The organism is Chloracidobacterium sp. (genome assembly GCA_016716305.1).
Classification (GTDB): Bacteria; Acidobacteriota; Blastocatellia; order Pyrinomonadales; family Pyrinomonadaceae; genus OLB17.
The window spans coordinates 50,863-64,146 of the sequence record JADJWP010000002.1 but is presented as its reverse complement, the minus strand read 5'-3'; the positions used below and the strand labels follow the sequence as shown (position 1 = coordinate 64,146).

10 protein-coding genes are annotated in these 13,284 nt (G+C 49.7%); all 10 read right to left on the bottom strand.

The genetic code is table 11. From position 1 onward, the window contains the following. Positions 1–7: 7 nt before the first annotated feature. The gene (locus tag IPM28_02175) at positions 8–385 is read right to left on the bottom strand and encodes a hypothetical protein (protein ID MBK9171797.1); all 378 of its coding nucleotides are present in this window, start codon (positions 383–385) and stop codon (positions 8–10) included. Next, positions 331–3,882 carry a peptidoglycan DD-metalloendopeptidase family protein gene (locus IPM28_02170; protein ID MBK9171796.1) on the bottom strand — a complete coding sequence of 1,184 codons (3,552 nt, stop codon included), beginning with the start codon at positions 3,880–3,882 and terminating at the stop codon, positions 331–333. The genes IPM28_02175 and IPM28_02170 overlap by 55 nt, the downstream gene beginning before the upstream one ends. Positions 3,883–3,911: 29 nt before the next feature. Then, complete coding sequence (locus IPM28_02165) at positions 3,912–4,940, bottom strand: GDP-mannose 4,6-dehydratase (GenBank protein ID MBK9171795.1); 1,029 nt, start codon at positions 4,938–4,940, stop codon at positions 3,912–3,914. Positions 4,941–4,962: 22 nt separating this feature from the next. Further along, positions 4,963–5,745, bottom strand: a complete 783-nt coding sequence (gene rfbF / locus IPM28_02160; GenBank protein MBK9171794.1) for a glucose-1-phosphate cytidylyltransferase — start codon at positions 5,743–5,745, stop codon at positions 4,963–4,965. After that, entirely contained in the window at positions 5,742–6,938 is a 1,197-nt protein-coding gene (locus IPM28_02155; GenBank protein ID MBK9171793.1) for a class I SAM-dependent methyltransferase, read from the bottom strand. Before IPM28_02155 ends, rfbF begins: the two co-directional genes overlap by 4 nt. 78 nt (positions 6,939–7,016) lie before the next feature. Continuing rightward, complete coding sequence (locus IPM28_02150; protein ID MBK9171792.1) at positions 7,017–7,844, bottom strand: glycosyltransferase family 2 protein; 828 nt, start codon at positions 7,842–7,844, stop codon at positions 7,017–7,019. Then, complete coding sequence (locus IPM28_02145; protein ID MBK9171791.1) at positions 7,841–9,892, bottom strand: cobalamin-dependent protein; 2,052 nt, start codon at positions 9,890–9,892, stop codon at positions 7,841–7,843. Before IPM28_02145 ends, IPM28_02150 begins: the two co-directional genes overlap by 4 nt. A 13-nt stretch (positions 9,893–9,905) precedes the next feature. After that, on the bottom strand, positions 9,906–10,928 hold the full coding sequence (locus IPM28_02140; GenBank protein ID MBK9171790.1) for an NAD(P)-dependent oxidoreductase: 1,023 nt from the start codon (positions 10,926–10,928) through the stop codon (positions 9,906–9,908). Positions 10,929–11,294: 366 nt separating this feature from the next. Next, positions 11,295–12,716 (bottom strand): FAD-dependent oxidoreductase, encoded by a 1,422-nt coding sequence (locus IPM28_02135; protein MBK9171789.1) that lies wholly within the window; start codon positions 12,714–12,716, stop codon positions 11,295–11,297. A gap of 1 nt (position 12,717) precedes the next feature. Further along, positions 12,718–13,272, bottom strand: a complete 555-nt coding sequence (locus tag IPM28_02130; protein ID MBK9171788.1) for an isoprenylcysteine carboxylmethyltransferase family protein — start codon at positions 13,270–13,272, stop codon at positions 12,718–12,720. Positions 13,273–13,284 lie beyond the last annotated feature (12 nt).

The window sequence follows — 13,284 nt, the reverse complement described above, 5'->3', positions numbered from 1 at the left end:
ATTGACATCACCGAACGTCACCGTCCCTGGCCCGCTGACCGTCGCTCCATGTGGTCGTTACCGACGCAGGCGGGTTAGGCAGCCCGTCGTCACTCGCTGTCCCTCCCATGTTCGCCGTACCAGGCAGCGTCACCGTCATGTCGCTTCCCGCATTCACCACCGGCGCCTGATTCACCGGTACCGGTGTTGGAGTCGGGGTCGGAGTTGGGGTTGGAGCAGTGCCGCCCGATAGTGTTGCGGCCTGCAGGGTCACATTGCTCCACGCATTGTACGTCGTGTTCGCCACCCACCTCACCGTCAGTGTCTGCCCGCTCGCTGCCGCCTGATAGTTCAGCGTATATACCCGGTTGCTCGTCGCCGTCGAATTCGATAACGATGTGTCCACATATACCGGTGCGCTCCGTCGCTCAGACTTGCCTCGAATCGACCTCCCGCCGCCCACAGCCCGACATACATCTTCAGCGTCCGCACTGCCGTGTCCGCCGGCACCGTTACCTGATATCCGTTATTCTGCCCGATCACCCATAGTCCCGTAGCTACATTCGTCGCACTCCCGGTCGGTGTCCCGCCCGTCCAGTTGTAAAGCGTCGGGTTCCTCCCGAATTGCTGTATCGTCCCTGTCCCCACTCGCGTATAGTTGCTTATTTGCTGCGTAACCCCGCTTTTGCGGTTGAAACTGCCCGCCGACGTCAACCCCCAATGTGCCCAGTCAGCCGTCCCCTCCGCCGACAGATCCACCGCACCCGTCGGGGTCACAGCACTCGTCACCGATAGTGAGCCGCTTCCACCTGCTGCATTGACCGTCACCGTCACTTCGTCCGTCGCCGTCAGCGAACCATCGTCTCCCGTCAGCCTCACAACATACGTCCCTGCCTGACTGAAACTCGCCGTTGTGTTCAATGCATTGACATCACCGAACGTCACCGTCCCTGGCCCGCTGACCGTCGCCCATGTGGTCGTTACCGACGCAGGCGGGTTAGGCAGCCCGTCGTCACTCGCTGTCCCTCCCATGTTCGCCGTACCAGGCAGCGTCACCGTCATGTCGCTTCCCGCATTCACCACCGGCGCCTGATTCACCGGTACCGGTGTCAGAGAAAGGGAGGCCGCTTGTAAACTAATATTCCCAATCGAATGATACGAACTGTCCACGGTCCATCTGATGACCAGAGTCTGCCCGGTTGAGGCAGCCTTATAATTGAGCGTGTAATAGCCCAAGCTATTCCCTGTTGTATCGACAAATGAAGTGTCAAGAAACGGCGACGCACTGCCGTCACTGATCGCCGCTTCAAGGCGGCCACCTGCACGCCAAAGACCAACATAAAGCCTCAGTGTGCGTTCCGTTGTGTCCGCAGGCAGGTTCACTTCGAAACCACTGCCAACATCGTAGGTAAATACTCCCGTGTTCGTGGAAGCCAAACTGGTTGGCAAACCGTTATTCCATGAAAATGAAGTTGGATTACCTACAAATCGCAACGCACTCGTGTTTCCAATTAATGAATAATCGCTTATTTGCTGCCCAACACCGCCCATGTGATTGAAGCTCGTAGCGGTATCGAGTCCCCAATGTGCCCAATCGGAAGTTCCTTCATTCGTGAGATCGACGCTTGCTGGAGAGTTACTACGGGTCCCAACTATATGCCCACCGCCACCGACCGAATTGATAAGAACTCGAACGTCGTCGCTCGCGACGAGTTCGCCGTCATCAACCGTAAGACGCAGCGTATAAAATCCCGCAAGACCGAAATTCGCCGTCGTGTTGATGGAGCTCGAATCCTGAAAAACGACCGCTCCTGGCCCATCTACGACGCTCCAAACGACTGTTAAAGCAGATGGGGGATTTGGTAATCCATCGTCGGTAGCAGAACCAACGAGATTCACCGGATCTGTGATTGCACCGGTCAAATCGGGGCCAGCATCGACCGATGGAGGCAAATTCAACGGCTGAGCACCGGCCTGGTCAACTGTGAATATGTGGCCGCCCACGGTAAGTGTTCCAGTGCGCGGACCGCCTGAGGAATTGTCCGCAATCGTGTATAAAACGGTATCGTTTCCCGTTCCACTGCCCGGATCGATCAAAGTAATCCAACTGCTGTTGCTAGTAGCGGACCATGTGCCGCCTGTCGACGTTACTGTGATGCTGCCATTTCCCCCGCCGACCGGAAAGGTCTGGGAGGAAGGAGTTACAGAATGCGAAATTTCAACACTTCCCGACGTGTAGGTAGTTCCGCACGACAGCGGCTCGGACGCTACGTCGCTGAAATCAACCGGTATCGACTGGCCATATATATCGGGCGAAATCTGTCGCTGAAAATGAAGATGGTCGCCGCAACTGTTAAACGAACCGCTTGTCGAGCCAGTGTGGCCCTGCCGTCCAATATACAATCCCTGATCAACGGCGGTACCGACCACTGCCTGCAGCGAATTGGTTTCGAGGTGAGCGTATTTCGAGTACGTTCCATCTGCATGTTGGATAACGACCACATTACCCAGAAACGACCCTGGACAACCTGAGCCCGAGTAAGCCGGACATGTTGTTTGCACCGAATTACAGGTCACTGATGATTCAGTGAAAACTACGAGACCATCGGCTGTTGCCATCGCATGGGTTCCAACTACCTGCTTTTGAAAGTCATAAGCATACTCAAGGTGTCCGGAATGAGCAGTTATGTTGCAGTTTCCCGGAGAACCGTAGCCCATTCCGCCCTGAGTCATTACTGAGTTTGAAATCGGTAAATTGAAATTGACGACCGTTGTTCCTAAGATCAACTCGGCTCCGGACCATTCTACAAATTTCAAGACGGTTTGATCCCGATCAAATTTCTTAATTATCACACCATCGTTTGACAACCCCTTGAACTGAGCCTTGCCGAGATCTACCGTTTTGCCGGAAGTTGCACTTCGCATCACCAGCAAATCCGATCCAAGCAAATTCCGTCCCAATATTTCGTAGCGTCCGTCCGGCGAAAGCACCTTAAAGGATAACGGCAAGTCATCCGCCTTGTTCGACTTCCGCAACCTCGCGCCGGTTGTGGCGGAATACGCCTCGTTCAACCCTAACATCGGGAAACCGGCAGGCAGATGGCTACTGCGCCCCTGTTGACCGGACTCAGAAATGCTTGCAAATTTCTTCGTGATTTCTAAACTTTGATTGGACGAAGTCGAAGCTCTTTTTTTCCGGGCCCACAATACATTACCTTCGAACAATTCTTCGGATTCAAACTGCTTGGAGAGATCGATGCTAGTATCTGATCGCGATGATTGAAAAAAATGAACGCCGTCGCCCAAATCGCTCCACTGAAGTATCTCAGCAAAAACGTCTCTCGCGACAAGAACACGGGAATCGTTCGCAGCAACATCAGATACTGCCAATCCGAACGTGCCGCCTTCCGCGAAGGTGAATGCCACCTTATTGTCATCAGTCGGTGAAAGTGATGCCTCGATCACGACACGATCGGAGATCTTTCTCAGATCCCCCGTTGAAAGGTCCTCGATCAAAAGTTCGCCGGAAGGAATGTTGTTCTTAAGCGGAGTGTAAAGAAGCCTTCGACCATCTGATGTCAATCCGAAGGCCTTAAAGACCTTTCGTGATGAGGGGATCGCAACCTTTGATGGGCCGTCTGGCCCATTGACAAGTTCGAACGCTTCGCCATTCACGGCACCGACGAAACGGGTCAGGTTCTGCCGATTCGAGTTCTCGGGCATTCGCCCGATTTCGTCGAGGTCAGGTCGTGGATCAGATCCCAGGCTCGAGGCTTCAACGTCTTGAACACTGATCGGTCCGGAGAGATCCAGCATCAACGCGGTCGTTCCAAAGGAGATCACAACAAAAATGAAAACGACCGGTCGAAGGTAAAACAAACCTATTTCGAAGACTTTTGACATGTTCTTTTCTTCACTTCTTCACAAGGTCGTTAAATTCCGCGACCCGATATTAAATTCTCAACAACATTTTGGTGACCCCGATCTCGTCCGAATATGTACTCTTCGTACCATGCGACCGTTTCCCTCAAACCGTCGACTCTGTTGAATCGAGGTTGCCAACCAAGCAGTTTTTGAGCCTTTGTACAGTCGAGGTATTGGTTTACGATCTCGTTACTAGCCTCATTCATTATGATCGGCTCTAGCGAGCTTTTCTCCATAATCGTCAGAATCTCATCAACCAACTCAACAACCGTTAATGGCTCACCGTAACCGAAATTAAACGCTTGGCCGTTCACGAGATCACTTGGCATCATTTCAGCGAGTTTCAAGTAGCCCTCGACCGCGTTCATGACATAGAAATAGTCGCGGACAAATTGACCATTACTTCGAATTACGGGCCGCTCATTACGGAGTGCAGACATGATTGTTCCCGGAACCAGCCTGTTGAAACTTAGATCCCCGCCTCCAAACAAATTCACGCATCTCGTAATTGCGATCGGCATTCCATAACTGTGATAGAACGATTGGGCTATCAGATCCGCACACGATTTCGAGACGTCATAAGGGAAACGCCCTTGAAGTGCCATATCTTCCGTATACGGCAAGTTGTCATGGGCGCCATACGCCTTATCGCTCGACGCAAATATTATGCGTTCGATCAAAGTCGGACATACTCGGCAAGCTTCCAGCAGGTTCCACGTTCCGCGGATGTTCGAGTCGAATGTTGAGATCGCAGATCGCGAAGCCGTGCCAACAATTGTCTGTGCCGCGAGGTGAAAAACTGTGTCAATCTCGTACTCATTCAAGATCCGGACCAAGATATCGTAGTCCTCGAGGTGTCCGTGAACGATCTGAGCTCGGCTCACCGTCCCCGACGATATTAAGCGGCTTCCCGGGACCCAGTCCCGGATCAAACACGTAACCGATGCTCCGAGCTCGAGCAAAGAATCTACCATCCACGAACCAAGAAGTCCGGTGGCGCCTGTTACAAATACCTTTCTTTTGCTCCAAAACCCCATTATTACATTTCAAACGATCAACCTAGTTCCCATCTTTGTTCCACGTTGCCCATGGTGCATTGCCGTCCTGCCAAAGCGACTCAAGCTGCTGCTTTTCACGCAGAGTGTCCATCGGCTGCCAAAATCCATCGTGACGAAACGCGACCAATTGGCCTTCCGATGCAAGACGTTCAAGCGCTTCACGCTCCAGCACGGAATCATCTCCTGTAAAGTAGTCGAAGATCATCGGTTCAAAGACAAAAAAACCACCGTTGATCCATCCCTCCGCAGTTTGAGGTTTTTCAGAAAACTCGGTCACCAGGTCGTTTTCAATATTCAGAGAACCGAATCGGGCCGGTGGCCGCACAGCTGTAACGGTTGCGAGTTTCCCATTAGCCCGGTGAAACTCGAGCAGCCGTTTGATGTCAATATTACCGACACCGTCGCCATAGGTGACCATAAATGTCCCGTCCATCAACCACTCGCGAAGGCGAAGGATTCTCCCACCGGTCATCGTATGCAATCCCGTATCGATCATTCCAACACGCCAATCGAGCCCTTTACGACCCACTATGTCGCAGTTCCCGTTTTCAAGATTGATAAAATAGTCGTTGGAGCTGACAACGTAGCTGTGAAAATACTCTTTGATCTGCTCCCCTTTATATCCGCAAGCAATCAGGAACTCCTTGAAACCGTGTCCGGCGTAGATCTGCATGATATGCCAAAGCAACGGTCTTCCGCCGATCTCCACCATCGGTTTCGGCCGAAGCGAAGTCTCTTCTGAAAGCCGCGTTCCAAGGCCACCAGCCAAAATTACAACTTTCATACCTCGATTATCCTGGGCTCCGGAACTGGAATTATGAACCGTCCGCCAATACTTCTGTACTCGACGAGTTGCTCCATAATCTCGTCTGCAAAGTTCCACGCGAGGATAAGCAAATAATCCGGCTGTGACTCGAACACGGCCGATACGGGCTTTACATGCAAATGCGTTCCAGGTGTGTAAAGACCTACCTTCAATGGGTTCTTGTCGACCACGAAATCTAAAATCTCGGATCCGATACTACAATAGTTAAGCAACGTATTGCCTTTGGCAGGCGCGCCATATCCGGCGATCGTCTTACCTTGGTCTTTCAACGAGATCAACAATGCACGAAGTCTTTCCCTCAAGACGCCCACTTTGTTTGCAAAGCTCACAAATGTTTCAGGCGAATTCAATCCCAACTCTTGTTCTCGACGGAAAAACGCAACCGCATCAAGGCTGTGGTCGGGATACTTATCTATTTTTCCGGCATAGACCCTAATAGAACCACCGTGAACTGCAACTCGATCAACGCGGACGATGGAAAGTCCAACGGATTCAAAAAGACGCATTAACGATGTGATTGAAAAATAACACAGATGTTCGTGATATACAGTGTCAAATTCAATAAATTCGACAAATTCCTCCAGGTACGGCACCTCAATAACGACAAGGCCTTCATCATCAATGAGCGACTTGCAGCCGCTCAAAAAATCCATTGGGTCATCGACATGAGCCAGAACGTTATTTGCCACGATCGCCTGCGCTTTTCCGTGAATATCTGAGATTTGGCTTGCAGTCGTTGAGTTGAAAAAAGCTACGATCGTTTCAATTCCCGCCCGATTCGCGATCTCCGCGATGTTTTTTGCAGGCTCGACCCCAAGCGTTCTGATCCCTTTTTCCTTAAAACACGACAGTAGGTTGCCATTGTTGCTCGCTACTTCGAGAACAAGGTCCCTTGAACCGAGCTTCATAAGGTCGATGACGGCGTCAGCGTATTCTCGGTTGTGCGAAAGGATTGTGTCGGACGTCCCGGTAACGTAAAGGTAATTACTGAACAATACGTCCGGATCGACCACATCCGTGAGTTGTACGAGAGAACATTCGTTGCAAAAATAAACGGCTAAAGGAAAAAATGCTTCATTCGCAAATTCGGATTCTGAACTTAGGAATGAATTCGCCAAAGGTGAATTTCCCAGATCAAGGAATTTATTCAAACTGGCACCACTGCAAGCCCTGCAGCGAGTTCGCTTTTTAATTGACTTTTTCTTCGTATCGAACATTAGCAACGTTGACTAAATTACCCGCTCAGTGAGACTGTCATCATCTTGGGCCGGTCTATTCGAATTTTCAAAGCTTATCGCTTCTGAACCCATCCGAGCTGCCCTTTTCATATCACTTCTCCATTTTGCCGAAAAGCGAAAGGTCAACAAACTGCTCAAAAACTCCCAACAGGTTGTGACCTTCACGTGCGACACCCCGTTTCCACGCATTCGAGAAAAAACGTTGAACTCCATCACTCGCAATCCCATATGGTGAGCCTTGATCATGATCTCAGGATCGAGTAGCCAACCCTTTGAAATCAATCCCATTCGTTCAATCTCGGTTTTTCTAAGAAGTTTTGGACTTCCGTTAATGTCGATCGACTGCAGCGACGGCCAAAGCAACCGTACGAACGCATTGTAGGTGACCGAAACTACCTTTCGATAAAGACCGTCCATACGAAAGCGACGGCGAACCTTTCCGATAACTTTTCCATCGGTTGTCAAAACTGCCTGGTATAGACGAACTACATCTTCGGCGTCAACCTGCCCGTCAGCCGGAATTATTCCAACCCACGGCGCTGAGCACAATGGTAGACCATTCAATACGCCCCAACCGTAACCTTCGTTCACTTCGACCCTGTGGCAAATAACGTGGTCGAGACGGGATGCAAACTCAGCGATGATCTCTCCTGTTCGGTCTGACGACCCGTTGTCGACAACTACCAGTTCCAGAGTGTACCCGGCGTTATCGAAGGCCTTTCGAAGCCGATCGAGTGTGTAGCCAATGATATCCTCCTCGTTGTAACATGGAACAACGAAAGAAACGTCCGGAGCGGTATTTTTTGCAGTCGCGTTCACTGAACCAACTCCCCTTTGCCGCCCGCCCCATTCGCCTCAATCACCTTTCGCCTCAGATCTTGAGCAAACATAGTGCGTGTAAATTTGCCAAGTCCTGAAGGGTGTTCACCGAATGTCGCGACTCGCGACATGATTTTTGAACTGGCTTCATCGGAAACCACTGCCGTGAATATACGTGAACTCTCGAACCGATAGGCGCTTAAAGGACGAGAATACTGATCAGACCGCCAAGTTTCCACATCGTAAGACGTGCGCCATTTTGGAACCTCACTGATTGTCTTAGCAAAGGGAGCGTGCAAAAGAACCGATCCCAAATAATCGATCAGCGTTTTGAGGATCTCTGAATCTTCGTCAGTTCGGTCACGTTCCAACATTTCGCCCATGACCGCGCTCAAGAATTCCAGGCCTTCGTGGAACACGTAAAATCGACCGATCATTGAGTACTTGCTCAAGAGATTTCCGCCTTTCACCCCGTCGGCTAATTCCTGGAAGTTTGTCTTTGACCAGGCCAAACACTCATCTTTGGTATCAAACAACTCTTCTTTGCTTTCGCGAATAAAGTCGTCAATTATCTGTTGAAAACCCGCGGGTGCAAGGCTTGTTAGTTCGGCCATTTTGACTACCAAATCGAATGGCTTAATTCCACGCTGCTTCGCAAACTCAAATAGTTCCTCATAGTTGCCTTCGTAGTAGAAGATCGTAAGCAACAAGTGAAATACTCGTGATTCCAAATATTCCTCGAAACTGAACGTTGGCGTTTCGACGACGATCTCTTCAATTTCAACAATCGGTTCGTCGGCATATCGGCCTATATTTCGGGCAACGACACGAAATTTGGTGTTGAACTGCCACTTTTCCCGACTTTCGGGATCGTTCAACGGGGCGCCGTGAAGCAGCATCAACTGATGAGCGGAAATCCGCTTGACCCCAGAATCAAGCAGTCCTTCAACTGACTTCATGAAAGATGCCTTCGTCTCGCCCGGCATGCACAAGATCAATTCGCCGTATGACTGCATGCCTTGCGCCATCAATTCCTTTTGTATCTCTGAATAAGCCTCAAGCTTGATATTCGATCGCTTGATATTCGACAAGACCTCGGGATTCGTTGATTGAACCGCGGAAGTCATCGGAAGTATGCCACCGGTTTTCCGCATAACTCGAATAATTCGTTCATGCTTGTTCTTACCCGTCGTCGTCCGAATATATTGTGGCCATCGAAACTTCTGCTGCAGAAACGCAATGTAGTCAGCGACCTCTTCATCGAGCCCGTACATTCCGAAATTATCATCCGCGAAACAAAGACAGATCTCGGGTTTGATACGCTCAGCAATATAGAGTAGATCGGCCTTTACGTTTTCCAACGAATGGCTATGAATCTTGCTGTTCGACAAAACACTCGAATTGCAGAACTGACAGCTGAACGGACAGCCGCGAGAGATCTGCATCATCGGAAAATAACCGGTATCAAAAAAGGGATCCAGAAGCCCCTTCAAATACGGCGACGGAATATCGTCTAGATCAAGAATGCGATCTACCTCACCACCATGAACAAAATCTCCCGTTCTCTTGTCTATCCAAAGATTTCCAGGGACAGCCGCTGACTGAAGTTCCTTGAGGTCCTTACGAGTATCGACAAAACGTTGAATAACATTTGTAAATGATCTTTCACCCTCATAAGTCGGCCCTCGAACTGCAATGTCAATTGCTGGAAGTGTGCGCAAATATGACTCCTGCTCAGCTACCGTCAGCGGGAAGTTCGGCCCTCCCATCAGTGTGACGATTTTCGGATTTCGAGCTTTCGCATATTTTGCAAAGAAATATGCGAGTTCGTGATTCCACGCATAGCTGCTCAATCCCAAGATGTCTGGCTCACCGTCGTCGAGAATATCCTTAAGGGCTTGAGGTTCCCGAACGATCGTGTAGCGAATATCCTCGGACGATCGCACTTTTTCTTGAGCATAAGCTGCAAGATTGGCAATCCCTAATGGAAAAACGTCCGACGAAATCGTCACCTGATTGTGGCCAAGATCGGCCAAGACAACATGCATGAATGCCTCCACGTTATCCGCAACGACTCACGGAATTTGTGTTTCGAAGTAAAGGTTCAAAAGAAAGAGTTTTCCGAATACCATCTCTTATAGTCGTGTTTGGAACGTAACCTGTAAGGTTTCTTAGGTATTCGTTATTAACTGGCTCATGAATCATCTCCTCGTCTCTTGTCGGAATTGCCCCAAATAATAACCTTTCGTGCTTCAGACCAAGCTCATTAGCCGCAGTTTCAATAAATTCCCTAACAGTCGTATTTTTGCCGGTTGCAACGTTAACAATCCCAACAGTTGGGAACTCGACCAAACCGAGTCTCAAAAGGCTGCCAGCAACATCCTCAACATAAACAAAATCTCGCATCTGTTTTCCTTCAGTCAATAAGACCGGGTCTACTGTCCGTGAAGCAATAGAAAGTGTAGGTAATAGGCGGTTCGTCGCCTCCCCAGGTCCGTAGACCGAAAAAAGCCTGGCAGTTGCTCCTTTCAAGCCAAGTAACCTGCATTTGTGGGCGAATTCAAGCGTCCCAGCTAATTTTGATCGACCGTACACCGTTGTTGGATCGGTCTTCGAATCCTCAGAGAGATCACCACCAGTCCTTCCATACTCTAAAGCCGTCCCGGTATTGATAAGGTCTTGACCATACCAATTGAGGTCCCGATGCATCTCTACCAGATCACAAAGAAATGCAACGAATTTCACGTTCACTTCGTCCGCCAATTGCTCGTTTTGCTGCGTGCGGTCGACCCCATAGCCTGTTAAATTAAACGTTAGGCTTGGATTAAACTCTTCATAAACTGCCTGCAATGTTTGCTTATTTGACACCTCGAACTGCCAAATTTTGCCGTAAACACCGTAATTCGTGAATATTTTCTTTGCCCTGAGAGGGTCACGCGTCGGCAAGCAGAGCTTTGCACCGGCAATGGAGAGTTTCCTGGCGACCCATCGGCCGATAAATCCCGTGGCACCAAGAACTACAACACGTAAATCGCGATAGTTCTTCAAGTACGATTGATTTTGTCCGGTAAGGTCTTTTTTCACTCGAATACTTGTATTAACGTACTTCACTCGGCTCAAGCGGCCCCGCAGCGACTTCAAAGCCTTTTTTGGTCAGCGATGGCCCCTTGACTAACCAGATCTTCCTGTCTCCAAATGCCGCGATCAACTCTCTTCGTGTTTCTACGTCGCGATCCCATGCGTAAATCGGTTCATTCGATCCGAAATCCAAAGGATTATAAACAGCCGCAGAACTGTGTTAGGAATCATTCCTTACAAATCAGGGCACGACTCCATGCATATTTATGACCGACTGAAAGGCATATGCAACCGGACAATCTGACTCGAACGCAAAACCAGGGCAGGTTTGCGCTATTGTTCAAGTACAACATTAGGAATGGCAATCTCCAATCAGTCTTCAACTACATGTTTTGCAAATGCCTCTCTGTAATCGGACCACTTGTTCATGTCGAATACGCCGTCGACGCTGAGACAGTCAACTGCTCCATACGCCATTGCGAGTGCGTGATGGGTATTGTCATGAGCGAACAGTCCTTGTCGGCCAAACGTCAATACCCGATCTAAACCCGAGGCCCACTCATCCTGCCTTTGGAAGTGTTTTTCATACCCTTCACGGTAGATCGGATAGGCGAACGGTAATCGTTTCGTAACTACTTTTAGAACACGCGATTCGATCGATAAACCGCAAAGAGCCAACGAGTCTTTAACTACATCGCCCAGCTTTTCGTCCGAGGCAGCCCAAATTTCGTCGCCGATCGTACATGGTAGTTCCCCGCACAGCACAGTTCGATCTTTCGGTTCGATTGTTCCAGAATAATTCTTCGGCTCCGAAAGTCTTGTCAATTTAATGTCGGACTCCGGGAAATAATGGGCGTCATACGGCGTCCATTGAGCCTGCTCCAACACCAAGTAAATCAAGACCATTGCCCGATATGATATTTCCCTGCTCGCTTCAACGACCTCAATAGGTGCTGACGGGCTGACCACATTTGAAAGAACCGTGACCGGGATAGTGGACCAAACATGGTCCACTTCTATTGTTTCTTGTGCGTTGTTTCGAAGAAATGATACACGATGCCGTCTGCCCATCTCGATCTGGTTGACTTTACATCCGAACTTGATTTCCACACCCTGGTTCTGAGCCGCAATTCCTATAGCTTCAGTGATCTGACCAAATCCGCCACGAGGATAAAAAAACCGCCCACCTCCCGGTTTCTTGAATCCTGGCACAATTGACATTATCTTCTTCGCCATTTTGCCCAACGAACCAGCCGCGACCCGTCGTTTCGCCTGAATTGCCGAGAGTTCTTCAGGCGGCACGCCCCAGATCTTTCTTGCGTATGGGAAATAGAAGTCTCGGCATATCGTTGAACCGAGGCCCTTTTCGAGAATAGTGGTGAAAGTCTCGTGCCCATTTTGATTGTCGGTACGCCTTATAAGCTTCTTGAGGGAATCGAACGCAACTCCAGAGCTGAACGAAACCGGAAGACGAAGAGCCAGATCTTGAGGCTTGAGAGGAAAATGAATCCAACGACCCTTCAGGCGAATTCGTCCGTGCCGAGGCCGATCGAGAAGATCGTCTCCCATCAATTCTTGAAGATCTTTGAGAATTCTAGGGTCGGTAGCGGGATGCAGACGATGGCTCCCGTAATCAACTCGAATGCCGTCAAGCTCGAAGCCTCCTGCATTTCCGCCGACAACAGGGTGCTGCTCCAGTACCGTGACGTCTGCTTTATTTTGACGCGCAAGTTGCCACGCGGCACCCAGGCCTGCCGGTCCCGCACCTAAAATCGCGATCCGAGTTCTTGCCATTTCAAAATACGAACGGGATAAACCGCTTTGATCTTTGACAATAGATATCGTAGCCGGTCAGTTTTTCGGCAAGCATCCGCTCTTCTTTCATCGCTTTGAACAAAACAACAGGGGTCAATATCAGCACACCTAGAACCATCCACGAATTCAAGGCAAGCTCCAAACCTGTCAGTAGCAAAAGATCACCAACATAAATAGGGTGGCGAATATAAGAGTAGATACCGCTAGCGACGACATTCTGATCCTGAAGAACCTGTCCTGATTCAATGTTCGCCCAATTGTCCCCTAGTTGAAATCGTCCGATTATCGCCGTTGCCAGTCCGACTGTATAAATGACGGTACCAGTCGATCGAATATTAAAAGACTCAGTCGCGATAGGTAATATGTCGGGCAGCCAAATTTGAACAAGAATTCCAATCAGAACGCCGACCTTGACGATCTTGATAAGCGTGAGGATTGCGGAGCCGGATTCCGACGGCTTAGAGATTGACTTGTGCCTGAGCGCCTCCCAAATTACTTTGTGAAGCACCAGTCCGAAAAAAAGATATAACTGCAATAACAACATCTT

Coding starts and splice junctions, on each gene's coding strand:
- IPM28_02145 (MBK9171791.1), bottom strand. CDS start 9,892: ATGCATGTTGTCTTGGCCGATCTTGGCCACAATCAGGTGACGATTTCG.
- IPM28_02170 (MBK9171796.1), bottom strand. CDS start 3,882: ATGTCAAAAGTCTTCGAAATAGGTTTGTTTTACCTTCGACCGGTCGTT.
- IPM28_02135 (MBK9171789.1), bottom strand. CDS start 12,716: ATGGCAAGAACTCGGATCGCGATTTTAGGTGCGGGACCGGCAGGCCTG.
- IPM28_02165 (MBK9171795.1), bottom strand. CDS start 4,940: ATGGGGTTTTGGAGCAAAAGAAAGGTATTTGTAACAGGCGCCACCGGA.
- rfbF (MBK9171794.1), bottom strand. CDS start 5,745: ATGAAAGTTGTAATTTTGGCTGGTGGCCTTGGAACGCGGCTTTCAGAA.